We start from the raw sequence: 22,670 nt of genomic DNA, 5'->3' as shown, positions 1-22,670 counted from the left end.
CATGAAAGAACAGAAGCTCACGCGCCGCTCGTTTCTCGGTCTGGGTGCAACCGCGGCCGTAGCCGCAGGAGCCGCCGGACTGGCCGGGTGCGCGCCCGCTGCGAAGAGCGACGCTGCCAATGCCGCCGCGGGCGATGCCGGCGCGACGTCGGCCGGAGGGGCGGCCGGTGGCAATCCCACCGAGTTCACGCCGTCGTTTTTGAACCCGCCTGCGGCCATCGACGAGTCGAAGGTCACCGAGACCGTGGACACCGACGTGTGCGTGGTGGGCCTCGGCTTGGCCGGCGTGTGCGCGCTGCGCGAGGCCGCCGAGCAGGGCGCCAAGGTGTTCGGCTTCGACAAGGGCCCCGACGTGGGGTACCGCTCCGGCGAGTTCGGTACCTTCGGCAGCGAGATTCACAAGCAGCTGGGCATCGAGCAGCCCGAGACGCAGGAAGTGGTCAACGAGCTGATGAAGGTGATGGGCAACCGCCCGAACGCGCAGCTGCTGAACTACTGGATTGGCAACTCCGGTCCGGACTTGGATTGGTACATCGGCTCGGCCGAGCACGAGCTGCTGACGAGCGATCACGACACGCCCACCGATCCCGAGAAGCCCTACGTGTTTCCCGAGCGCTGCCCGGCAAACGAGAACTACAACTGGCGCGAAGAGAACTACCCCTGCTTCCCCGGCATGGTGCACCTCCTGCCCGATCACGGATGGGCTATGCATGGCACGCTCGAGGCGGCGCAGAAGGCCGGCGCCGAGGCGCGCTTCAACCTCAAGGGCGAGCAGCTCATCAAGGAAGGCGACAAGGTGGTGGGCGTGTACGCGTCCGACGAGGACGGCAACATCATCCGCGTCAACGCGAAGAAGGGCGTGGTGCTGTCGTGCGGCGACATGTCGAGCGACACCGAGATGCTGACGTACTACGCGCCGCAGGCCACGAAGTACGGTTGCTTCTTCAGCAGCATGGACAAGAGCGGCAAGCCTGTGAACACGGGCGACGGCCACAAGATGGCGATGTGGGCCGGCGCGGTCATGGAGGACGGCCCGTACGCCCCCATGACGCACAGCCTGGGGACGAACTCCATCGGCATCGACCCGTACCTCATGGTGAACCAGGACGGCAAGCGCTTCGCCAACGAAGACGTGGGAGCGCAGGAGCTGCAGAACGCCATCAAGCGTCAGAAGGGCGGCGTGGCCTACCAGATCTTCGACAGCAAGTGGAAGGAGCAGCTATCGGCGATGCCGCAGTGCTTCGGCGGCGTGACGCACTACATCCCGCCCGAGCAGGAGGCCGAATACGAGCACGCCATCAACCACTTCGCCGCCGGGTACGCCTCTGACACGTACTTCGCCGGCGAGATCGAAGCGGGCTCCATCATCGAGGCCGACTCCATCGACGAGCTGGCGAAGGCCGTGCAGATTCCGGCCGACACGCTGAAGGAAACCATCGAGCGCTACAACGAGCTGGCGCATGCCGGCAAGGACACGGACTTCTCGAAGGTGTCCACGCGTCTGTTCCCCATCGAGAACCCGCCGTACTACGTGGCGCCGTTCGGCGACTCGGGCATGCTCGTGCTCATCGGCGGCATCGACTGCGACGCCGAGTGCCGCGCGCTCGACGCCGAGAAGAACCCGGTGCCGGGCCTGTTCGTGGCCGGCAACACGATGGGCGGCCGCTTCCTGGTGGACTACCCCGTGACCGTTGCGGGCGCGAGCCACTCCATGGCCATGTCGTTCGGCCGCCTGGCCGGCCGCGTCGCCGCGTCCTAGCCTCGTCCTCCCTCCCCGGGCTCCGTGGTGCGCGCTAGGCGCGCGCCACGGCGGCCTTGCGGTCGACGATGCGCTTGAACATGATGACCAGCAGCACGAGGCCGACGCCCACCATGATGTGGCCGATGCCTGAGATGCCCGAAAGCGCCGCGTCGGGAAGGGGCAGCAGCGTGCCCGTCACTTCCGTCACGCCGCGCACCAACATCATGCCCACGGTGATCACGATGCCAACGTTGTACACGATGTAGAACGGCGCGAACAGCTTGTCGGTGGTGAAGTCGTCCTGCAGGGCGAACAGCGTGGCAATCAGGAACACGACGAACCCGAGCACCAGCAGGTGCGGGTGCATGAACCCGAGCGTCGTCGCCCCGTCGAACTGCGAGAACTTCGTGAACTCGCGGAAGAACACGCCCGCCGCGGCACCTACAAGCAGGTACACCAGCGCGGTATTGATAAGCTTCTTCATAGGAACCTCCCAACGAAATACATGAACGGTGTTCATTATGAGCGCTTGCGGTGCGTTGGGCGCATAGGTTACTAAATCGTCATCATGTGCCGCTTCTCGGCGGGCAATCCTCGCGCGTATACGATTGTGCTACTCTGTTTTTCGTCGAAATCAACGGTAGAGCGGGGCAATCAGATGAGGACGTGGTGTGCATGGTGAACGAGAGGATGTACAAGCTGGGAAGCGAGCCGTCGGCCATTCGCGAGCTGTTCGCGTACGGCATGGCCCGCAAAGCGGAAATCGGCGACGAGAACGTGTTCGATTTCAGCATCGGCAATCCCAGCGTACCCGCTCCCGATGCGGTGAAGCAGGCGGTGCTCGACCTCATGGAGGAGCCGCCCACCGAGCTGCACGGCTACACGCCCGCCTCGGGCGACCCGCGCGTGCGCGCGACGGTGGCCGACCACATCCGCCGCTGCTACGGCGTGGACGCAACGCCGGGCAACGTGTACCTCACGGCCGGCGCCGCGGCGGGCCTGGCCATCTCCATTGCGGCCATCTCCCAGCCGGGCGACGACGTCATCGTCATTTCCCCGTACTTCCCGGAGTACAAGGTGTTCATCGAGTCGGCCGGCTGCACCTGCGTGGAAGTGCCCGCCCATGTGCCCGATTTCCAGCTTGATATCGAAGCGCTCGACGCGGCCATCGGGCGTAAGACGAGCGCCGTCATTATCAACTCGCCGAACAACCCGGTGGGCGCGGTGTACTCCCGCGACAACCTCGAGGCGCTCGCGGCGTTGCTCGAGCGCAAGGAGGCCGAGCTCGGCCGCAAGCTGTACGTGATCAGCGACGAGCCGTATCGCGAGATCACCTACGGTGCCGAAGTGCCCTACGTGCCGTGCGTGTACCCGCGCACCATCGTGTGCTACTCGTATTCGAAGTCGTTGTCGCTGCCGGGCGAGCGCATCGGGTACCTGTACGTGTCCGACCTCATGGACGACGCCTCCGAGGTATCGGCGGCGGTTGCCGGCGCCGGTCGCGCGCTGGGATTCATCTGCGCGCCGGCCTTGTTTCAGCGCGTCATCGAACGCTGCATCGACGAGCCGAGCGACGTGGAGGCCTACGCCGCGAACTGCACGCTGCTGACGGAGGGGCTCGGCGCGCTGGGCTACGAGTTCGTGGAGCCGCAGGGCGCGTTCTACCTGTGGGTGCGCGCGCTCGAGCCGGACGCGCAGGCGTTCAGCGATCGCGCGAAGGCGCACGAGCTGTTGCTCGTGCCGTCCGACAGCTTCGGCGTGCCGGGCTGGGTGCGCGTGAGCTACTGCATCCCGCGCGAAACCATCGAGCGCTCGATGCCCGCCTTCAAGCAGCTCATGGAGGAATACCGCTAGCGAGACCACGATTCGCCCGCACGCAAAAGCGCCCCGCCAGGTCCAACCCGCGGGGCGCTTTTTGTGTGGTGCGGTGCGAACGAATGTTTCACGTGAAACATTCCTGCGGCGACGCGCCGGTCGGCCGGTCGGCCGTCCCGGCTTCATGCCGGCCGCTACAGCAACCCCAGCAGCTTGTCTACGCTTTCGGGGCGGGTGGCCCAGCTGGTGGCGAAGCGGACGACGGTGCGGCCGTCGGGCGTGCGCTCCCAGAAGCCGAACGATGCGTCGCGTGCGAGGCGCTCCTTCGTTTCGTCATCCAGCACGACGAACTGCTGGTTCGTCGGCGAATCGATGGCCAGCTCGTAGCCCTTCGCGTGGAAGCCCTCGGCAATGCGCTGCGCGAGCTCAACCGCATGGCGGCCGACGTTCTCGTAGCGTAGCCTGCCGTCTTCCTCGCGTCCGAACAGCACGTCGAACTGCAGCCCGAGGAAGCGCCCCTTCGCCAGCAGCGCCCCGCGCTTCTTCATGAGCGTGAAGAAGTGGTCGTCCAGCCCCGGCTTCGTGAACACGACGGCTTCGCCGCAGAAGGCGCCCACCTTCGTGCCGCCGATGTAGAACGCGTCGCACAGCCGCGCGATGTCGGCCAGCGTGACGTCGGTGCCCACGGCGGCCAGGCCGTAGCCCAGGCGCGCGCCGTCCATGAACAGGCGCATGTCGAAGTCGCGGCACGCCTGTGCAAGCGCTTCGAGCTCGGCCAACGAGTAGACGGTGCCGTACTCGGTGGGGTGCGAGATGTACACGGCGCCCGGCGCCACGATGTGCTCGCGGTTTTCGTCGCCCCAGTACGTCTCGCACAGCGCGCGCACGTCGGCGGCCACCAGCTTGCCGTCAACGTGCGGCAGCGGCAGCGTCTTGCGCCCGCAGGCCTCCACGGCGCCGGCCTCGTGCGCGGTGATGTGCCCGGTCGTAGCCGACACGATGCCCTCCCACGGACGCAGAATCTGGTCGGCCACGGCCGCGTTCGCCTGCGTGCCTCCCACGAGGAAGTACACGGCGGCGTCCGGGCAGGCGCACGCTTCGCGAATGCGGTCCCGCGCGGCGGCGCACACCTCGTCGGTGCCGTAGCCGGGCGTCTGGTCGAAGTTGGTGGACATCATGCGTTCGAGGATGGCCGGATGGGCGCCCTCCATGTAGTCGCTATCGAAGTGGAGCATCGTGGTGTCGGTTCCTTTCTGGGTTCGGTTAGCGGCGGCTGGGAAGCACGCGGCGCTTGGGGATGAGTATCTCGTGCGGGTCGAGCGCGAACAGCTCGCGCACGGTGAGCGTTTCCGAGCGGGAAACGGCCTCGTAGCGGCAGGTGTCCGTGCAGGTGGCGCAGTCGCGGCAGAGCGCGGCGTCGAATTCGAGCAGCGTGCGGCCGCCGCGCACCTTGCCCACCTTGCGCAGCGCCTGCGTCGGGCAGAACTCGGCGCACAGGGCGCATCCCGAGCAGCGTTCGACGTCGATGTCCACGCGCGGCGCCAACGTGCGCGGCACCGTCGCGTCGTCGGCGGGAAGGCCCGCGGCATGCAGGTCGTCGAGCAGCTGCCAGCGGCGGCGGTCGGGCTCGGGCGGCGGCGCGTCGGCCGCACGCTTGCCTGCGAGTGCTTCAACCTGCGCGGCGGCCGCGTCGGTTGCCGCGTCCACCAGCGCCGAGCGCGCCTGCGCGAACAGCCCGCGTCGCGACACCTCGCCGGCGGCCTCTTCGTCCTCCGATGCCGCCACGTCCTCAATCGTATCGACGGTGTACGCTTCGCAGGCGAATCCCCAGGTGTCGAGTATGCGCTGAGCCTCGTGCGCCATGGAGGGGAGATCGGCCACGGCGGCGGCGTGCTCGCAGGCGGCGCACGGCGCCGTCAGCAGCGCGATGCGCTGCGCGCCCGCGCACGCCATGTGCACGATGAGCGCTTCGTCAACCCAGGCCAGGCACGGCAGCGTCACGGTGCGCTCGGCGTCGATGCGACCTGCGCGCACGGCCTGCTCGCAGGCGAATCCCGCAACAGCCGAGGCTTCCGCCGCCCGCGCGACCGCCGCCGCGCCGCCGTCCGCGTCCGCACGCGCCTCGCCTGCGCCCGATGCCGCCGCCCGCGCGCTCGCCGCCGCACCCGCGCACGCTGCCGCATCGAGCAGCGTATCGTCGTCGAGCGGCGCCACGGCCAGCAGCGCACCCGTCGGGCACGCCGTCACGCAGCGCCCGCAGCGCACGCACGTCTCGTCGTCGATGCGCGGACCGGCGGGGCCGTCCTTCGTCACGGAGCCGTAGTCGGCCGCCGGTGCCACCGCTTCGCCACGCTCCATCCCGACGACGATGGCGTCGACGGGGCAGACGTCCGCGCAGCGTGTGCACGACGCGTGCAAATCGCGCTCCATCAGGCAGCGTTCTTCGTGCAGCAGCGCAACCGCCGGCTGTTCGGCGAAGCGCTGCGCTATGTCGATGAGATTCGGCATCCCGTCCCCCGGCGTTTCTTCTCGTCTCGTCGTTGCGTACCGTTGCGCCTCGTCGTGCGGGCACGCGGCATCTCCCTATTTTACGACGCGTACTGCTGCAGGTAGTCGAGGATCTCCTGACGGGAGTGCAAGCCGGTTTTAGCGTAGATGCGCTTGATGTGCGCGTGCGCCGTACCCTGCGTGATGTACAGCTCTTCGGCCACGCGCTTCTGCGTATAGCCCAGCGCATACAGCGCCATGACCTCGATCTCGCGCTCGGACAGGAGGAACTGCTTGCCCATCTCCTCGGCGTTGTGCTGCATCGATGCCTGCCGCACGCTTGCCAGGTTCTCGTGTTCGTCGAGTCCCATGATTTTCAGCATGCTCTGACGGTGCGCGCTCTGCTCTTCCTGCTCCTCGTTCGTGCGCCGCGTGATGTTGAGGAATTGCACGAACACCACCTGCGTCGATATGACAATCATCGCGCCCATGACGGCGCACATCAGCATGTCGTTCGCGTACACCTCGTACGATCCCAGCAGCGCGATGCGCGCGATGGCGCGGCATCCCAGCCACACCAGCCAGCCCGCGATGGCGTAGTAATACGGGTCGCGCCAACCGTAGCTCATGAACGCGATGATGATGTACCAGGTGAATCCCACCATGAGCGCGTTCAGCGTGGTGGTGAACACCGCCCCGAGATACAACATGTCGGGAAACGCCGCGTAGGCGATGAGCGCGAAGCAGGCCAGCAGTTCCATGATCACGAAAATGCCCACGGTCATCACGTGCTGCTTGCCCTTCAGCACCAACCCGATGAGCGCCGCGCTGATGCCGATAGTGAGCAGCCCGTATGCCGCGCGCGTTGCGGGCGTGAACGCGATGGACGCGCCGTCAGGGTAGCCGCGCAGCAGGCCGATGACCACCGACAGAAAGCCGATGCCCACGGCGGTTGCGGTGAGGAACTGCTTGCTTTGCAGCATGGTTTTGGAGAAGCCGAAGTAATCGTTCGCCATGGTGGGCGAGATGATGTCGTGCGGCTGGCGCTGCTTGCGCGCCCACAGCATGCACGGGTACTGCAGCAACACGAGCACGGCGGCCGCCAGGTTTCCCGCGAACACCGGCAGCAATGTGCACAGGTAGATTTCCACTTCGCTCACGATGAGCGCGGCGAACACGAACACGGCGGCGGCCGTCGTGGTGGTACCTCGGGCGCGTCGCATCCAGTAGTAGATGGCGCCCGACGATACGAGGGTGCACAGCGAGCTCAGCGCGAATCGCACGAGCGGCGCGCCCGTGTCCAGGATGTCGAACGCGGCCAATGTGATGAGGACGAACGCTTCCAACGCCACGCACACGCGCATGACGACGTTCGTGACATGCTTGCTGATGGTGCGCTTGCGCCCGACGATCACGAGGAAGAACAACGCCAGCACGGACAGCGCAACCAGCATGGCGCCATCGGTGAGGATGCCCTCGTCGGTGCTCGTGTAGCTGCCGTAGCTTGCGACGATGAGGCCTGCGCGCCCGAAGGCCAGGCCCAGGATGAGCGGCCAAAGCGGTGCGTAGCGTCGCATCGTTCCCTTCAAACCGCTATAGGGAATGCTCTGCTCGGCGCCTTCCGGCTCCCTGACTGTTGTAGAACGTGCGGCCAACCGTGCACTCCCTCCCGTGCTTGGTACGTAGTTGACGCAGGCGCGCTCCAATCACCTCGATTTATCCTGAAAGAGGGTATGCGGGGCGAACGCCGTGGGCCATCATACCATACGGAAACCAGCGCATGGTAAAGGAGCTGACTAATGGTTGATGAAGAGACTCAGCGAATTCGCGACGAGGTGCTCCGCGCGATGGCCGAGCAAGGGGAGGACTTGGAGGCGCTCGGGCTTGAAGCGCCGACGGAGCTCGACGCCGAAGCCGCGCCGGTGGCTCTGCCCGCGTGGGATCACGTGGCCGAAGTGGCGGCCGACGCCAGTGCTGACGAGGCGCGTGGTGAGGCGTCCTTGAGCCCCGAAGACGTCGAGCGCCTGTTTCTTGCGGCGGTGTTCGATGACGTGCGGGCGCATTCGGCTGAGGCCACGCTCGTTTCGCCGGCGGATTGGCTCGAGGCCGGTTTGGTGCCGGAGCATTTCACGGCCGACGATTGGGAGATGTTCGTCTACGAGTACCTGGAGGACCGCGCAGCCGAACGCGCCGAGGCCGCCGCAGCCGCGCAGCCCGCTGCTCCCATCCGCACCGCCACGCGCACGGTGGGCGTCCCGCGCATGTTCCGGGCCGAGGAGTCAGAAGAGCAGGAGCCTGCCGAGGAGCCCCAGCCTGAGCGGAGCGTCGAAGACGATTTCCCCAACTGTCATCCTGAGCGCAGCGACAGCGCAGAGCTTCCCTGCGACGACATCGTGACCCTCGTCGGCAAGCACAGCTACTACCTGTACTCCACCGACCGCATGACCGACGCCTACGCGCGCTGGGCCTTCCTCGCCCGCGAGGACGACCGGGTGCTCACCTTCGTCGAGTGCGTGCGCGACGAGTCCCGGAAGTACCCGCGTCCCATGGAAGCATCGTCACTCACGAACGAGCCTTTCAAGCTGTCGGCTGAGGAAATCGACGAGTTGTGGCAGACGGTGCGCGACAGCGGCGCCTACCCCGACCTCGATACACTCACTGCCTCGAACGGCGACGTGTACTACTTCTCAACCAACTATCTGACGCCCGCGTACGCGGCCTCGCTCGCGGAGTGGAACTCCGTCGAGCGCGACATGTTCCTGTAAACGCTATCGCGCCCGCGCGGCGCACGAAAGGGGATTCCATGGAAGACGAAGCGCGCAACGTATACCGCGAGGTGAAAGACCGCCACGTGCTGCGCACGGCGGACGTGTACCAAACCGAGATCGAAGACGGCGTGACCGGCTACTCCGACACGCTGCTGGCCGTGGTGGCGAACTTCCGCAACGGCGGCGCCCCCGAAGGCTTCAACGCCCAGAGCATGGTGGGCAAGTCGAAGCGCGGCGAGGTGGCGTTGCGCCTGTTCGCCGTCGTCGACCCCGACACCGAGACGTTCGTACGCGCGGGCTTCAAGGCGCGCGGCTGCCTGGCCGTGACGGGGTGCGCAAGCGTCGTGTGCTCCATGCTCGAGGGCAAGACGTTCGACGAGGCGCTAGCCATTACCACCGACGACGTGAAGACTGCGCTCGACGGCGTGCCCGTGGACAAGGTGTACACGCTCCACTTCGCCATCGAGGCCATCCGCGCCCTCGTCGGCGACTACCTCGTGCATCAGGGCGCCACGCTGCCGCAGCTCGACGAGCGCGTCCCCTGCAACTCCATGAGCGTCCCCTGCATCATCTGCGAGCACTGCTCCCTCCGCTCCACCCGCATCGACCTGAAGATGGCCGAAGCGTAGAGTCTGCCTCCGCAAGGCGGCCTCCGAGCCGCCCACTGTCGCCCAAAAAACGAGAACGCCCCCGGATGCAACTGCGGGGGCGTTCTGCTGGAAGGTGCGGGGCCGCGTAGGGGATGGGGGGGTGCGGCCTCGCGCGAATGGGAGACTTACGGGAGCAAGCCCAGGCTGTCGAGGTCTTCCTTGACGTCGGCCATGCCGTACTGGTCGAGGCAGGCGGCCGTCGGGCAGCCCTTCTCGTGATCCCAGCCGAAGGTGTCGTACACCATGCCGAGCGCGGTCTGGAAATCGTCGCGATCCATCTTGATGGTGCCTTCGGTGAACACCTCGATATCCGGGTCGATGTCGAAGGTCCAAGCGGTCATCGTGTCATGGACGTTGCGCATGTCGTTCTCGCCCATGGTGCCGTCGTCCTTCGTCATGCCGCGCACGGTGTTGGCGCGCTGCAGCGTCATGATCTTGGCGCCGGCCGTGTACAGGTCGTCGGTGGTCACGTCCTCGCCGGTGACGGCCTTGAAGAACTTGGCCTCGAGGTCGAGGTCGCCGCGGTAGTTGCGGGCCTTCGTCGGGCTCATGGTCATCGGCCACGTCCAGTTGCACAGCGTGAGCGAGTCGTGCAGCACGTCGGTGACGAGGCTCCACCAGGCGAAGTTCGCCTTGTGCTCGTTCATGGGGGTGTAGTTCTTGTTCTGGTCGATGGCGTCCTTGCCGCCCCACACCTCCTCGGCGATCTCCTGCTTCAGCTCGAAGGGCAGGCCGCAGCCCTGGAAGTTCACGGCGGAGTGGATCATGTCGTCGCGGTTGAACATCATGTTGTACACGCCGCCCACCTGGCCGAAGCACTCGATGGCGTGGTGCACGGGCCAGCCGCGGTAGTTGATGAGCTGGCTGGGCTGCTGATCGAACCAGCCCTTGTCGTCCCAGCGCTCGGTCCAATGGTACGGGCCGTAGGCGATGTGGGAAATCTCGGAGTCGTTCTGCGCGATGTCGTTCAGCAGCTCCACCATAATAGTGGGGTCGTCGTTGTAGATGCGCTGCCAATCGTACTTCGCCTTCTCCTCTTCGGGCAGCACGCGGTCGAACACGCCGGCCTTGATGCAGTGCGCCAGGTCGCGCCACAGCTGCGCGTAGTTGCACCATAAGCCCAGCTCGTCGATGGTGGTGCCGATGAGCGTGTTCCATACGATGCCGGACTCGCTGTCTTCGGCGATGCCCGTCTTGAGGATGCCCTCCATGTACTTGAACGGGAAGTTCGCCGCGCAGGTGTTGCCCGACGTGGCCTTGCCGCCCAGCTCGCCCGTGCGCTCGGTGCGCAGGTCGGAGTAGCAGTGGATGGGGCAGCCGTGGCAGCCGTCCATCTTGATGGTGTACTTCTCGGCAACTTCGCCCAGGTCGTACACCGACTTCATGCAGCGATAGCCCACGGTGTTCAGCTCGCCCGGCTTCGGCTCGCCCACATCGATGGGTTCGCCCTCGGCCATGCCCCAGGTCAGGCCGCTGCGCGCGGACCAACGGGAGCCCTTGTCGTAGAACTCGGCCCACTCCTGCTGCGTCTGCGGCACCACGTGGTTGTTGTTGGAGCCGATGACTTCGCGCAGCATGTAGTCGGACAGGTCGGCCACGGCCTGCGGGTCCTTCACATTCACGCTGCCGTTGCCCTGCACCACGAGCGCTTTGACGTTCTTCGAGCCCAGAACCGAGCCCGCGCCGGCGCCGGCGGAGTGGTTGCGCGAGTTGATGATGCATGCGTAGGGAAGCAGGTTCTCGCCGGCGGGGCCGATGGTGGCCACGCACGCCTCGACGCCTTCCTTGCGGCACAGCATCTCGGTGGCCTCGCGGGTGCCCATGCCCCACACGAAGCCGGCGTCCTTGATCTCCACCTTGTCGTCGACGATGTTCAGGTACACGGGCTTGTCCGACACGCCTTCCAGCACGACGGCGTCGTAGCCGGCCAGCTTGATCTTGGCGCCGATCATGCCGCCGCAGTGGGCGTCCACCACGAGGTGGTCCTTCGTGAACGTGGACAGCGAGCAGATGGTGGTGCGCCCGGCCAGGGGCGCGCCGGAAGCCGTCAGAGGACCGACGGCGAAGATGATCTTGTTCTCAGGGGAGAAGGGATCGGTGCCGGCGGGCACCTCGTCGTACATGATCTTGTTGGCCAAGCCCATGCCGCCGATGTACTCCTTGTAAGGGTCGGTCGGCTGCGTCGTGATCGAGCCCGTGCTCAGATTGACGCGGAGGATCTTACCGGCCCATCCATACGATGTTTCGTCAGCCATGTTGCATCTCCAAATCTTGGATAGATTACTGAGGTTCGGTGTTGTGTGAGAACCTGGAAGGAGACAACGAGTGCTGACAACATTCGTCGCTCGCCAGTATGCCGATGAGGAAGATCAGGGTATCCCCTCTTTGAGGGTAATTTGCGAAAGTCGCCGATCAGCGGCTAAAAGTCCCTCAAAGAGGGGAGGGCCGTTTTCGACGTGCGACCATACTGTCAGACGTTGTGTGAGACCGTGGAGGGCAAGAAATCGAGTGCAACCGCCGTCGCACCGCGAGCGTATAGAGGAGTTCGCGAAGGCGAAGCAGCGACGACGGGACGAGGAAAACGACACTCACCGCACCTTTGTGAGGGAGGGAGCACCAGGCTATGTCAGATTCCAATCTGAACCAGAACACCTCCGAGGACCGGAGCATCCCGGCCGCCGCGCCGGAAGCCGCGCCCGCGCCCCAGAGCGCCGGGCCCGAGGGGGAGCCCAAGACGAAGACGTTCACGCGCCGCACGGTGCTGGCCATGGCCGGCTGCGGCGTCGCCGGCCTCGCGGTCGGCGGCGTGCTGGCGTCGTGGGGCGTCACGTCGGCCTCGATCGCCTCGGGGCGCATCGAGATCCGCACGACGCCCGCCAAGATGATCGTGACCGACCGCGCCCGCTGCTCGGGCTGCCAGCGCTGCGAGATGATGTGCACGCTGAAGAACGACGGCCGCGTGTGCCAGCACATCGCCCGCGTGCGCGTGTGGCCGAACTACAACTTCGGCGCGAGCGCCGACACGTTGGACGGCATCTACGACAACTGCGAGTTCACCGTCGAGCACTGCAAGCAGTGCGCCGACCCTGCGTGCATGAACTACTGCCCCGTCCACGCCATCCGCGCCGACGAGGAGTCCGGCGCGCGCACGGTGGACGCGGAGAAGTGCATCGGCTGCGGCATGTGCTCGCAGGCGTGCCCGTGGAACATGCCGCGCGTGGACAGCGAGACCGGCGTCTCCACGAAGTGCATCAGCTGCGGCCGCTGCGCCGAGCAGTGCCCGAACGGCGCCATCAAGTTCATCGACTGGGAAGACATCGCGCAGAAGGTCATCGACCAGGGCGTCGTGAGGACGACGACCCTCGTGCAGGCGTAAGCGTGGCCGCCGGCCATGCCCGGCCGCGGCCCGGCTGCGCCGGAGCCGCGCAGGAGACGCGCGGAAGGAGGATCGAGCGGTGATGGAGTACGACGAGATGTTCACGGTGCTGTCCATGTGCTTCGCGCCCGTCGCGAAGGACGAGTGGCGGCAACTCGCGGAAGGGCCCTTGTGGTCGGACTTCCTGGACGCCGCCCGGCGCGGCCTGCAGGACGACGGCGCGTTCGGCGCGCCCGAGAGCCCCATGGCGCGTGCGCGCGTCCGCTGCCCGCTCCAGGAGTTCCTGTCCGCCGGCGAGGTGAAGGCGCTGTTCGCGCCGCCGACCTGCGACGAGAAGCGGCTGTTCGCCGCGCGCCACTTCACGGGAGGGCTGCCGGCGTCGGCGGTGCCGGTGGAGTCGCTGTACGCGCCGTGGTCCAACGGGGCGCTGCCGTCGCCGTTCTCCAAGGCCGAGGGCATGTACCAGGGGGATTCGGCGCGCTACATGCGCGATCTCGTGGAGCGCATGGGCATGGAGGTGCCGCCGGAGTTCGCGGCGTGCGCCGACCACCTGGCGCTCGAGCTCGACCTGGTCGCCGTCATGCTGCGGTCGGGAATGCGGGAGGAGGCCCGCCGGTTCACGGCGGAGCGCTTCTCGTGGCTGACCGCCTACCGCATGCGGCTGCTCGAGCTCGCCGACGACGCCCGGTTCTACATAGGGCTCGTCGACGTGCTGCTGGGAGTGCGGGCGCGTCTGGCGCCGGCGCCCGGGGCCGAGGGCGGGAAGCGGGAGAAGGACGCATACGCGCGTGCCGGACGCGATCGTTCGCACGCATGCATATAAGAGAGGAAGAAGCTATGTCAGAACACGCTATAACCAGGCGGAGCTTCCTGGCTGGCAGCGCCGGAGCGGTCGCGCTCACGGCGGCGGCCGGCTACGTGAGCTTCGACGCTTGGGAGCAGGCGCACGCTGATGACACGGTCGAAAGTGGAGAAACCAAGACCGTCCATTCGCTGTGCAACGCCTGCTCGAGCAAATGCGGTTTCACGGCGTACGTCGTCGACGGGCGCCTGACGAAGCTCATCGGCGACGCCGACCATCCCTACGCCCAGGGCAAGCTCTGCGCCCGCGGCTACGGCTACTCGCAGATCGCCTACTCGAAGGACCGCCTGACGGACCCCTTGAAGAAGAACGACGAGGGCGAGTTCGAGGCCGTCTCCTGGGAGCAGGCGTACGGCGAGATCGCCGACAAGGTGAAGGCCATCGTCGCCGAGAGGGGCCCGCAGGCCCTGGCCATGGTGCAGGACCCGCGCCCGTCGGGCAAGTACTACACCAAGCGCTTCATGAACGCGCTGGGCTCGGCGAACGTCTACACGCACGGCGCCGCCTGCAACCTGTCCAAGGAGAGCGGCTTCACCCAGGCCATCGGCGCGAGCAGCTACGCGTCGGACGTGGAGAACTCGAAGATGACGATGTTCATCGGCCGCAGCTACGCCGACGCCATCCGCCCGAGCTCGGTGCGCGAGCTGCAGCGCGCGCACGAGAGGGGCGCGCACATCGTGCTGGTGGACCCGCGCTGCAACAACTCCATCACGTTCGCCGACGAGTGGGTGCCCATCAACCCCGGCACCGACCTGGCGCTCGTGCTGGCCATGTCCAACGTGCTGGTCGCGCGCGGGCTGTACGACAAGGAGTACGTCGCCGAGAACGGCGCGGGCTTCGAGGAGTGGGCGGCCGTGCTGCCCGAGTACACCCCGGAGTGGGCCGAGAAGGTCACGGGCATCCCGGCGGCCACCATCGCCCGCCTCGCCGTGGAGTTCGCCGAGGCCGCCCCGGCGGCGTCCATCGAGCCCAGCTGGCGCGGAGCGTTCGGCTGCTCGTACGCGAACTCGGGCGAGACGGCGCGCGCCATCTGCCTGTTCAACACGCTTCTGGGCTGCTGGAACCAGAAGGGCGGCGCCCTGTTCACGTCCGGCGTGTCCGCGGGCGACGTGGACAAGGAGAAGTTCCCCGGCGTGCCGAAGCCCGAGGGCAAGATCGCGGGCTCCGAGGAGTACCCGCTGGCGCTGTCCAGCATGGGCACGAACCTCTTCGCGGCCGAGCAGGCCAAGAAGGGCGACGTCAAGGGCATGTTCTTCTACCAGTCCAACATGGCCGCCGGCTACTCGAACACGGCGTACCTGGCCGACGCGCTGTCGAACCTCGACCTCATGGTGGTGGTGGACGTGCAGATGTCCGAGACGGCGATGCTGGCCGACTACGTGCTGCCCGACACCTCCTACCTGGAGCGCCTCGAGCTGCCGGAGTTCATCGGCGGCATGGTGCCGGCCGTGGCTCTGCGCGACCAGGTGCTGGAGAAGGTGCATCCCAACACGCGCCCGGTGGACCAGATATTCTCCGAGCTGGCCGAGGCGTGCGGCGTGGGCGAGTACTTCCGGTTCGGCGTCGACGAGCTGGCCGACGCGCAGCTCAAGACCGTGGGCCTGTCGCTCGACACGCTCAAGCGGACGGGCACGGCGAGCTTCCCCGACAAGGAGTTCTCCTACGGCAAGGCGCCGAAGTGGAAGACGCCCACCGAGAAGGTGCAGTTCGCAAGCGACGCGTGCGAGCAGGCGGGGCTGTCGAGGTGCCCGGTGTGGGTGGAGCCGGCCGTCATGCCCATGGGCGACGAGCTGCGCCTCATCGGCGGCAAGCAGGCCATCCACAGCCACACCCAGACCGCCAACGTCGAGGACCTCATGCAGATCACGAAGGACTACGACCTGACCCGCGTGTGGCTGAACGCCGACGTGGCCGCCCGCATGGGCATCGCCGACGGCGACGAGGTCGAGGTGACGAACAACGAGCACACGGGCCGCGTGCGGTGCAAGGTGACGCAGCGCATCAACCCGACCGCGCTGTACATGCCCAGCCACTACGGCTGCTCGTCGCCCGACCAGCACACCGCCTACGACGTGGGCCTGCGCCAGATGGACTACGTGCCCTTCCGCATGGAGCCCGGCTACGGTGCGGCCTGCACGCAGGAGACGGTCGTCAACATCAAGAAGGTTGGTGCGTAATGGCTCGCTACGGAATGCTCATCAATACGAAGAAGTGCATCGGCTGCTACGCGTGCCGCGTGGCCTGCCAGCGCCAGAACGACCTGCTGCCCACCGAGGACTTCATCCGCTACGAGGAGCGCGAGATCGGCGCGTACCCGAACGTGCGGGTGGAGACCGTGCCTTTGCAGTGCATGCACTGCGAGGACGCCCCGTGCGTGTCGGTGTGCCCGACCGGCGCCGCCTTCGTCGGCGCGGACGGCATCGTGGGCGTGGACCACGGCCGCTGCATCGGCTGTTTGTACTGCATGGCGGCGTGCCCGTACCAGGTGCGCGTGCGCAACGTCGAGACGGGCGCCGTCGACAAGTGCCGCTTCTGCACGGTGTCGGCGGAGGAGACGGGCACGAAGATGTGCTCGTGCGTGGAGGCCTGCCTGACGGGCGCGCGCATGTTCGGCGACCTCGACGACCCGGACAGCGACGTCTCCCGGGAGATCGTCGCGACCAACGCCCAGCCCATCGCGGGCGACCTGACCAAAGCAAAAGTATTCTACGTGAGGTGATGAACGATGACGTTTGAACCTATTTGGGGCGCCATCATCGCATGGTACCTGTTCCTCGCCGGTCTCGGCGGCGGCGCGTTCGTGACCTCGGCCTTCCTGGGTTGGCGGCATCCCGAGGCCGTGTCGATGCGCAGGATCGGGCACCTTATCGCGCCCATCGTCGTGATCGTGGGCCTGTGCCTGCTGATGTTCGACGCCAAGGCGGGCCTCATGAACCCGCTGCGCTTCGCGCTGCTGCTCACGAACTTCGGGTCGGTCATGACCTGGGGCGTCGTGTTCCTCGGCGGCTTCACCGTGATCTCGCTCGTCGTGGTGGCGCTCGACTTCATGAAGAAGCGCGTGCCGGTGTGGCTCGACGTCCTCGGCGTGGCGTTCGGCGTGGCCGTGGCCATGTACACCGGCGCCCTGCTGGGCGTGTGCAAGACGTTCCCGCTGTGGAACAACGCGCTGCTGCCCATCCTGTTCCTCGTGTCGGCGGTGTCCACCGGCGCGGCGTCGGTGCTGCTCGTCGGCATCTTCAAGCATGCCGACGAGTTCAACCGCGTGGGCGTGCTCAAGAAGTTCCACTTCTGCCTGCCCGTCATCGAGCTCGTGCTGGTCGCCGCGCTCATGTTCGTCACGTGCACGAACTCGACCGCCGGCTGGAACTCGGTGATGTCCCTGCTGGTGGGCCAGCACGCGCCGCTGTTCTGGATCGGCTTCGTGGCCGTCGGCCTCGTGCTGCCGACGGCGCTCGAGACGTGGCTGCTGTTCTTCAGCCCGAAGGAGTTCGAGGAAAGCCGCAAGGCCCACTGGATCAGCGCCGCGTCCGACGCCGGCGTGCTCGTGGGCGGCTTCCTGCTGCGCTACCTCGTGGTGGTGGCCGCGCTGCCGCTCACCATGGTGGTGCCCATGCTGTAGGGGGCGGTGCCGTAAGCGCGTAACGAGGGCCTCCGCGTTTGCAGAGGCCCTCGCGTGTTTATGGGGGCGGGCGGGCTCGCGGCTCCCCTTGTCCCCGCACTCCTCCCTCCCTTCTCCCCAAATGTTGCTTTTTCAATAACAGTTGACGTGGAGCCCACTCCAAGCGGTATGATGACCTCGATACAACGAGCGTGACAAGCATGAGAAAAAGGAGCACGAGCATGAACGAAACCATCAACGAACAAGCGCACGCCTACCGCTGCCGCCTCTTCCCCGGGTTCGATTCGCCGCTGATGAGCACCGATCCCGAATTCGTCGAGCGCATGGACAACTTCGCCTTCGGCGAGGTGCCGGCAAGCGACGACCTGGACGACCGCACGCGCCTCATGGCAATTCTGGCCGCCCTCATCGGCAGCCAGGCAACCGACCTGTTCAAGGCTATGGTGAAGGGCGCATTCAACGTGGGCGTCACCCCGGTTGAGGTGAAGGAGCTCGTCTACCAGTCCACGCCGTACGTGGGCATGGGGCGCATGCTGCCCTTCCTGTACGCGGTGAACGAGCTGCTGGAGCATCGCCTGGTGACGCTGCCGCTCGAGGGGCAGGCAACCACCACCATGGACACGCGTCTTGAGGCCGGCGCGCAGAAGCAGGTGGACCTGTTCGGCCCGCACATGGCCGACTTCTACCAGTCGGGTCCCGAGGAGACGCGCCACATCAACCGCTGGTTGGCCGAAAACTGCTTCGGCGACTACTACACGCGCACCGGCCTCGATGACGCGCAGCGTGAGATGATCACGTTCTGCCTGCTCATCGCGCAGGGCGGGTGCGAGCCGCAGGTTGTGAGCCATGCGCAGGCCAACATGCGCGTGGGCAACGACCGCGCCTTCCTCATCAAGGTGGTGTCGCAGTGCTTGCCGTACATCGGCTACCCGCGCTCCCTCAACGCGCTGCGCTGCATCGACGAGGCGGCACAGGCGGCCACGGCGCAAGCCGCCGAATAACGCACGCTACGACGGGCGCTCCACCAGGTCGATCAGCTCCTGGTGCGAGTGCACGTCGAGCTTCGCGTAAATGTGGCTGACGTGGGTCTTCACCGTGTTGTACGACACGGTGAGCTCGTCCTGAATGAAGCGGACGTTGCGTCCGCGCGCCAGATACTCGAAAATCTCCTGCTCGCGATCGGTGAGCCCGGCCGCTTTCCCGATGGCCGCGCACCGATCGGCGACGGGGGACAGCGGGCTGTCGGCGTCCGCGTTGGCGTCGGCGGCGTGCGCGGACACGAGCGGCGCAAGCGGCGTGATGCCCTGGATGGTTTGCGAGAAGCTGAACGACTTCTGCACGAGCACCACGTACGCCACGATGCCGAACACGATGCAGGCCGAGATGATGGACGGCATGGTGGCGTCGGCAGCCATGGCGTTCGTGAAGCGCCCGAAGTTCGCGCCGAGCAGCGTGCCCCATGACGCCATCGCGCTGCCCCAAGCGAACAGGGGCAATGCGCTCACCGTGTTCTTTGCCCCCAGCGCGATGAGCACGAAGTACATGAGAATCTCGAAGAAACCGGTGCCGCACGACAGCAGCGTGCTCACCAGCGAGCCGTTCGCCGTGACGATGGACACCATGAGAAATCCCGCCACCGAGCACAGGATGGACAGCTGGAAAAACGCGTCGGGCGAGAAATCCTTGCGGTTGAGCACCACGTAGGCCAGCACGAGACCGAGGGGCACAAGCGCTTCCAGCGCCAGCAGCGGCACGCGTCCCACCTCGCCGAACGTGAGCGTGTAGCCGTAGATGAAGCGGAACAGCAGCAGCGTGATGAACAGCTGATGGCCGAACGGCAGAAACGACGACGGCGCGGTGACCGCCGCCTGCGCCGGCGAGCCCTCCGCGTATACCTGGTTGAACAGCGGGCGCGCGTACGGCGCCATGATAAGCACGGTGAGCAGCGGAATGATGCAGAACAGTGCAAGGTTCACGCCCCACGGCAGCAGCGCGAACGCCCCGCGCAGGGCATACGCCAGCACGTAGGCCAAGGTCACGCTGATGCCGAGCCGCCGCATATCGAGCCCGATGCAGCCGATGCCCACGATGATGTTCGCCAACCCCGTGCCCACCGTGACCAGCGCCGCGCCGCACACGAGCACGGCCGGCAACGGCGCGAAGATGCCCGCCGTCATCACGAGCGACCCCACCACCATGGTCGACACGGTGGCCGCAAGAAACCGGCGGCTCGCGAACAGGCGCGGATACCAATACGACGCGAACGCAAGCGCAGTGAGCGTGATGCCGCCCACGACGGCGCTCGCTTCGCGCGTCCACAGGTATACGGGGTCGAACAGGGGGAAGGCGCTGTAGTTCAGCAGCCAGTACCCAATGAACGAGCCCATGAGCGCAACGGTGCACGCGAGAAAACGCTGCGGGCTCGCGGGCGCGGGCGTCGGCGAAGACGCCGATGCGGTATGCGGGAACGCGACAGCCATGATGCTCACATCCCCTCCCCGGACTCGCATCGTGCGGTGTTTCCAAGGGGCCATTCTAGCAGGAGCGGCCGGTTCACGAGGCGACGGAGGGCAAAATCACCCGACCCGTATGAGGGGCTTCACTCGGGTCGCGTGACGCTTTTCACCCTCGTTTTCCGTAGAGTTGAGGGCGTTCCACCCGATGCGCTGCGGCGCGTCGGCGATACACACCAGAGGAAGGGGAGTACCATGAAGGACACGAATAAAGGATTGAGCCGCCGCGCATTCTTGGGCTTGGGAGCTACGGCTGCCGCGCTTGCAGGCGCCGGCTTGGCGGGCTGCTCGCCCGCGGCTGCACCGACGAAGGAAGATCAGGCCGCTGCCGCCGTGAACGACTGGCTGGGCGAAGAACCTGAAATCCCCGAAGACAAAATCGTCGAGACCATCGACACCGAGGTGCTCGTGTGCGGTGCCGGCACGTCCGGCCTGTTCGCCGCATGCTCGGCTGCTGAAGAGGGCGCCAAGGTGGTGTGCCTGGAGAAGGCTGCCATCGGCGGCGGCGTGCGCGACAACCTGGGTTCGATCAACAGCCGCTTGCAGAAGGAAGCCGGCTGCGAAATCGACGAGAACGAAATCTGCAACGACCTGATGCGCTACGCCGACGGCTACTGCAACCCGCGCCTCTACCATATTTGGGCGCAGAACTCCGGCGAGGCCATCGACTGGTACCAGGATCGTCTGGAGGAGGCCGGCTTCCAGCTGTTCTTCGAAGCGGCCAACGACGCGCAGCCCACCATCTACAAGCACTGGGCCACGGGACACATCCCCAGCTGGCCGGCCGATGCTGAGTTCGCGGGCCTCAAGGACGTGACGAACGGCAAGATCGTGCTGGGCGACTACGCCAAGAAGGTGGGCGTGGACTTCCGCTTCACCACGCCGCTCGTGAAGCTGCTGCATGAAGACGGCAAGGTGACCGGTGCCATCGCGAAGGGCTCCGACGGCTACATCAAGATCAACGCCAGCAAGGGCACCGTGGTGTGCACGGGCGGCTATGCGCGCAACGAGGACATGCTCAAGGCGCTGCAGCCGCAGACCATGGACAAGTACTCGCTGTCCATCGCCATCGACGGCACCACGGGCGACGGCATCAAGTCCTGCCTGTGGGCGGGCGCTCACATGGACGAGGTGCACACGGCCATGGTGTTCGACCGTGTTGCCGTGAAGCCGGACGAGTTCGGCGGCTCGCAAACCACGGGCTCGCTGTTCTGGATGGGCTCGAACCCCTGGCTCAAGGTGAACCTCAACGGCGAGCGCTTCGCCAACGAGTCCGGCCCGTACGACTACATCCTGAACGCGGGGCTCACGCAGCCGCATCACACCATCGTGGACATTTGGGACTCGGACTACGCGAAGTACCTCGAGCAGTTCGACATCCACGGCTGCGCGCGCGTGTACCCCTTCGAGAACGGCGCTCCCACGAACATCACGCTCGAAGGCTCGCAGGGCATCAACGAGGGCCTGCTCGAGCAGGGCTACATCGTGAAGGCCGACACCATCGAAGAGCTGGCGAAGGGCCTGGGCATCCCGGCCGAGAACCTCAAGAAGACGGTGGATCGCCAGAACGAGAACTTCGACAACCAGGTGGACCCCGACTTCGGCAAGGAGCCCTTCCGCCTGTCCGCCATTCGCACGGCGCCGTTCTACGGCGTGCGCACCTCGGGCTACATGCTGTGCACGCTCGACGGCATCACCATCAACGAGAACTTCCAGGCGGTTGACGACGAAGGCAAGGCCATCGAGGGCCTGTACGTGACGGGCGTCGACTCGGGCTCGTACTACGCGCACACGTACCCGAACATGTCCACGGGCAACTGCTGCGGCCGCTCGGTGACGTTCGCGCGCATGATTGGCAAGGCGCTCGCCGCCAAGTAAGCTGCATTCATCCGGGGAGGTGCCAGAACGACGGCGCCTCCCATCTCCGGCCCCGCGCCCCTCCCTCCCTCGCGCGGGGCCGCTCCGTTCGCCACTGTCGCCCGATACGTACGGTTTTGAAGCCAAAACCGTACGTATCGGGCGACAGCGCGTGTGGCGAATGCGATGGGAATCGGGCGCTATTCCGCGCCGACTGCTTTGATGGCTATGTCGTCTTGTTCGAGCTCGTGGCGGATGCGGCTGACGAACGCGAGCGCAGTGGGGGAGTCGCCGTGCACGCACAGCGTGTCGGGGTGCAGGTCGACCAGCTTGCCCGTGACGGACAGCACGCCGCCTTCGCGGATGGCGTGCTTCACGCGATCGATGGCCTCCTGCTCGTCGCGGATGAGCGCGGCGGGGTCGTTGCGGCTCACGAGGCGCCCTTCGTCGGTGTAGTTGCGGTCGGCGAAGAACTCCTCGGCCGTGACCAGGCCCAGCTTGCGGCCCTCGTCCACCAGCGCGCTGTTCGCCAAACCCACCAGCACCAACGTGGGGTCCATGTCGCGCACGGCCTGCGCAAGCGCGGACGCCAACTCGGGGTCGACGGCGGCGTGGTTGTACAGCTGCCCGTGCGGCTTCACGTGCGCAAGCCGCACGCCCTGGGCGGTGCAGAACGCCTGCAGCGCGCCAATCTGGTACAGCATGTAGGAGTAGGCCTCGTCGGGCGACAGGCTCATGTCGCGACGGCCGAAGCCTTGCAGGTCGGGGTACCCCGGGTGCGCGCCGATGGCGATGCCCGCGTCCTTCGCCATGCCCACCGTGGTGCGCATGACCATGGGATCGCCCGCATGCTGCCCGCACGCGACGTTCGCGCTCGACACGAGCGGGATGATTTGGTCGTCCAGCCCCAGCGTGTACCGCCCGAAGCTCTCGCCGAGGTCGCTGTTCAAGTCGATGCGATACATAGGCAGCCTTTCGTCTT

General features: G+C 66.3%; 18 protein-coding genes. 11 read left to right on the top strand and 7 right to left on the bottom strand.

Annotated elements, in window-relative coordinates:
* Position 1 precedes the first annotated feature (1 nt).
* A complete protein-coding gene (locus tag C1876_RS10540; RefSeq protein ID WP_114546690.1) occupies positions 2-1,759 on the top strand; it encodes an FAD-dependent oxidoreductase in 1,758 nt (585 codons plus the stop codon).
* A gap of 34 nt (positions 1,760-1,793) precedes the next feature.
* On the opposite strand, the gene C1876_RS10535 is transcribed toward C1876_RS10540, so the two are convergent.
* The gene (locus C1876_RS10535; protein ID WP_114546689.1) at positions 1,794-2,225 is read right to left on the bottom strand and encodes a DUF2871 domain-containing protein; all 432 of its coding nucleotides are present in this window, start codon (positions 2,223-2,225) and stop codon (positions 1,794-1,796) included.
* 191 nt (positions 2,226-2,416) lie between these two features.
* Between C1876_RS10535 and C1876_RS10530 the strand changes: the two genes are divergently transcribed.
* Complete coding sequence (locus tag C1876_RS10530; protein WP_114546688.1) at positions 2,417-3,595, top strand: pyridoxal phosphate-dependent aminotransferase; 1,179 nt, start codon at positions 2,417-2,419, stop codon at positions 3,593-3,595.
* Positions 3,596-3,750: 155 nt separating this feature from the next.
* Here C1876_RS10530 and C1876_RS10525 read toward each other — a convergent pair whose 3' ends face one another.
* The 3 genes from C1876_RS10525 to C1876_RS10515 all read right to left on the bottom strand — a co-directional run bounded on the left by C1876_RS10525 (position 3,751) and on the right by C1876_RS10515 (position 7,620).
* Positions 3,751-4,791 (bottom strand): threonine aldolase family protein, encoded by a 1,041-nt coding sequence (locus C1876_RS10525; protein WP_114546687.1) that lies wholly within the window; start codon positions 4,789-4,791, stop codon positions 3,751-3,753.
* A gap of 28 nt (positions 4,792-4,819) precedes the next feature.
* Positions 4,820-6,064 carry a 4Fe-4S binding protein gene (locus C1876_RS10520; protein ID WP_114546686.1) on the bottom strand — a complete coding sequence of 415 codons (1,245 nt, stop codon included), beginning with the start codon at positions 6,062-6,064 and terminating at the stop codon, positions 4,820-4,822.
* Positions 6,065-6,144: 80 nt separating this feature from the next.
* Positions 6,145-7,620 carry a helix-turn-helix transcriptional regulator gene (locus tag C1876_RS10515; protein WP_244910111.1) on the bottom strand — a complete coding sequence of 492 codons (1,476 nt, stop codon included), beginning with the start codon at positions 7,618-7,620 and terminating at the stop codon, positions 6,145-6,147.
* Between the two features lie 222 nt (positions 7,621-7,842).
* On the opposite strand from C1876_RS10515, the gene C1876_RS10510 reads away from it, so the two are divergent.
* Both C1876_RS10510 and C1876_RS10505 read left to right on the top strand, forming a co-directional pair.
* Entirely contained in the window at positions 7,843-8,808 is a 966-nt protein-coding gene (locus tag C1876_RS10510; protein WP_114546684.1) for a YdhW C-terminal domain-containing protein, read from the top strand.
* 38 nt (positions 8,809-8,846) lie between these two features.
* Positions 8,847-9,440 (top strand): iron-sulfur cluster assembly scaffold protein, encoded by a 594-nt coding sequence (locus tag C1876_RS10505; RefSeq protein WP_114546683.1) that lies wholly within the window; start codon positions 8,847-8,849, stop codon positions 9,438-9,440.
* Positions 9,441-9,586: 146 nt separating this feature from the next.
* Here C1876_RS10505 and C1876_RS10500 read toward each other — a convergent pair whose 3' ends face one another.
* Positions 9,587-11,716, bottom strand: coding sequence for an aldehyde ferredoxin oxidoreductase (locus C1876_RS10500; RefSeq protein WP_114546682.1), 2,130 nt, complete (start codon positions 11,714-11,716; stop codon positions 9,587-9,589).
* A 368-nt stretch (positions 11,717-12,084) separates the two neighbouring features.
* On the opposite strand from C1876_RS10500, the gene C1876_RS10495 reads away from it, so the two are divergent.
* The 6 genes from C1876_RS10495 (at position 12,085) to C1876_RS10470 (ending at position 18,319) form a co-directional block, all read left to right on the top strand.
* On the top strand, positions 12,085-12,837 hold the full coding sequence (locus C1876_RS10495) for a ferredoxin-like protein (protein WP_114546681.1): 753 nt from the start codon (positions 12,085-12,087) through the stop codon (positions 12,835-12,837).
* Positions 12,838-12,919: 82 nt separating this feature from the next.
* Positions 12,920-13,660: a molecular chaperone TorD family protein gene (locus tag C1876_RS10490; protein ID WP_114546680.1), complete on the top strand. Its 741-nt coding sequence runs from the start codon at positions 12,920-12,922 to the stop codon at positions 13,658-13,660.
* 14 nt (positions 13,661-13,674) lie between these two features.
* Positions 13,675-15,876, top strand: coding sequence for a molybdopterin-containing oxidoreductase family protein (locus C1876_RS10485; RefSeq protein WP_114546679.1), 2,202 nt, complete (start codon positions 13,675-13,677; stop codon positions 15,874-15,876).
* The gene (locus C1876_RS10480) at positions 15,876-16,418 is read left to right on the top strand and encodes a 4Fe-4S dicluster domain-containing protein (RefSeq protein ID WP_114546678.1); all 543 of its coding nucleotides are present in this window, start codon (positions 15,876-15,878) and stop codon (positions 16,416-16,418) included. Before C1876_RS10485 ends, C1876_RS10480 begins: the two co-directional genes overlap by 1 nt.
* Positions 16,419-16,424: 6 nt before the next feature.
* Positions 16,425-17,318 (top strand): NrfD/PsrC family molybdoenzyme membrane anchor subunit, encoded by an 894-nt coding sequence (gene nrfD / locus C1876_RS10475; protein ID WP_114546677.1) that lies wholly within the window; start codon positions 16,425-16,427, stop codon positions 17,316-17,318.
* Between the two features lie 221 nt (positions 17,319-17,539).
* Entirely contained in the window at positions 17,540-18,319 is a 780-nt protein-coding gene (locus C1876_RS10470) for a carboxymuconolactone decarboxylase family protein (protein WP_114546676.1), read from the top strand.
* Positions 18,320-18,325: 6 nt separating this feature from the next.
* Here the strand turns inward: C1876_RS10470 and C1876_RS10465 are convergent, their stop codons facing one another.
* On the bottom strand, positions 18,326-19,798 hold the full coding sequence (locus C1876_RS10465; protein WP_114546713.1) for a response regulator transcription factor: 1,473 nt from the start codon (positions 19,796-19,798) through the stop codon (positions 18,326-18,328).
* Positions 19,799-20,026: 228 nt separating this feature from the next.
* Between C1876_RS10465 and C1876_RS10460 the strand changes: the two genes are divergently transcribed.
* Entirely contained in the window at positions 20,027-21,709 is a 1,683-nt protein-coding gene (locus C1876_RS10460; RefSeq protein ID WP_114546675.1) for an FAD-dependent oxidoreductase, read from the top strand.
* Between the two features lie 179 nt (positions 21,710-21,888).
* On the opposite strand, the gene C1876_RS10455 is transcribed toward C1876_RS10460, so the two are convergent.
* Complete coding sequence (locus tag C1876_RS10455) at positions 21,889-22,653, bottom strand: LamB/YcsF family protein (protein ID WP_114546674.1); 765 nt, start codon at positions 22,651-22,653, stop codon at positions 21,889-21,891.
* Between the last annotated feature and the right edge of the window lie 17 nt (positions 22,654-22,670).

It is taken from the genome of Eggerthella sinensis, assembly GCF_003339815.1.
GTDB lineage: Bacteria > Actinomycetota > Coriobacteriia > Coriobacteriales > Eggerthellaceae > Eggerthella > Eggerthella sinensis.
The sequence above is the reverse complement of the archived record's forward strand: the minus strand, read 5'-3'. Positions and strand labels throughout refer to the sequence as shown.